The sequence below is a fragment of the Flavobacterium sp. genome (genome assembly GCF_003525665.1).
In the GTDB taxonomy this organism is placed as follows: Bacteria; Bacteroidota; Bacteroidia; order Flavobacteriales; family Flavobacteriaceae; genus Flavobacterium.
In genome coordinates this window covers 1-1472 of the sequence record NZ_DQDX01000221.1, presented here as the reverse complement: position 1 = coordinate 1472, position 1472 = coordinate 1, and the positions used below count along the sequence as shown (strand labels likewise).

The 1472-nt window shown below is 31.6% G+C and carries 1 protein-coding gene; it reads right to left on the bottom strand.

Annotated elements, in window-relative coordinates; all coding sequences use genetic code 11:
• Positions 1–1472, bottom strand: a 1472-nt coding sequence (locus tag DIU01_RS15205; RefSeq protein WP_290835942.1) for a PAS domain-containing hybrid sensor histidine kinase/response regulator, incomplete at both ends; no start/stop codon positions are given.

Sequence of the window (1472 nt, the reverse complement as noted above, 5' to 3'; positions counted from 1 at the left end):
TTTTGAGATTAATGTTTCTAATGCTTCTTTAATTATTGGTTTTGAGGCATAATCATTCATTCCCACTTCTAGACATTTTTCCTTCTCACCAATAACTGTGCCAGCGGTTAAGGCAATAATTGGAATGTGTTGTCCTTTGAGAGTTTTTCTAATTTCTTGAGTTGCTTCGTAGCCGTTCATGATTGGCATTTGAACGTCCATTAGAATTATATCTGGATTAAGAACTTCAAATTTTTCTACTGCTTCTTGACCGTTTATGGCTTCGAAAACGGTTCCGTTTGGAATGATTTGTTTGATAAGCGTTTTGGCTAAGAGCATGTTTATTTTGTTGTCTTCAACAATCAAAATTTTATAATTTTCTTGACCGTAATCAAACTTTGTTCTTGGATTGATTATTACGTCTGTGTTTTCAATTTCTTCACTTGTTATATCATTAGAAGTTTTTAAAATTACATCAAAATAAAAATCACTTCCAACGCCATACTGACTTTGTAGATTCAGTTTGCTATCCATCAACGAAAGTAGCTGATTGGAGATTGAAAGTCCGAGTCCAGTTCCACCAAATCGTCTTGTTGTAGAATTATCGCCTTGAGAAAAGGCGTTGAATATTTGTTCTTGATAATCTTTTTTAATGCCAATTCCGGTATCTTTTACAGAAAAACGAATCTTTGTTTTATTTAAATTAATGCTTTCAATAGTAGATATAGAAAGCATTACACTACCACGTTCTGTGAACTTTATAGCATTCCCAAGAAGATTAATTAGAATTTGTTTTAATCGTACGCTATCGGTCCAAACGTATTTTGGGACGTCATTATTTATAGTAAACTGTAAATTAATTTTCTTGAGATTTGAATCAAATTTCACCAATTCAATTACTTGTTGAATCAATTCGGATAAGTCGTATTTTTTTACATACAATTCAAGTTTGCCCGATTCTATTTTGGAAAAATCTAGAATATCATTGATAATTCCCATTAGTGAATGTGCCGATTCATTGATGGTGCTCATGTAATTTTTTTGGATGGCTCCTAATTCGGTGTTTTTTAGTAAGTCAGAAAATCCGATAATTCCGTTTAATGGCGTTCTAATTTCGTGACTCATGTTGGCAAGAAATTCTGATTTGGCTTTACTTGCTGCTTCCGCATATTCTTTGGCTTTTATGGCATTTTCAGCTTCAACACGTTGCGTGATATCTATTATAATTCCAACAATGTTTTCTATTTCTCCATTTTTAAGAATTGGTTCGCCAAATTCTTCTATCCATTTACAGATTCCATTTTTAGTTACTATTCTATAGATTAGGTGAAATTTACGTTTATTGATTTCAAGTTCATCTGCTTTTTCAAGGATTGATTGTAAATCATCTGGATGAACTAAGTCTATAAAAAATCTTTTATTTTCAATAAAATCAGATTTTGGATAGCCAGTTAGGTTTTCTATTTCGTCATTAAATATAATTTTGACCATTT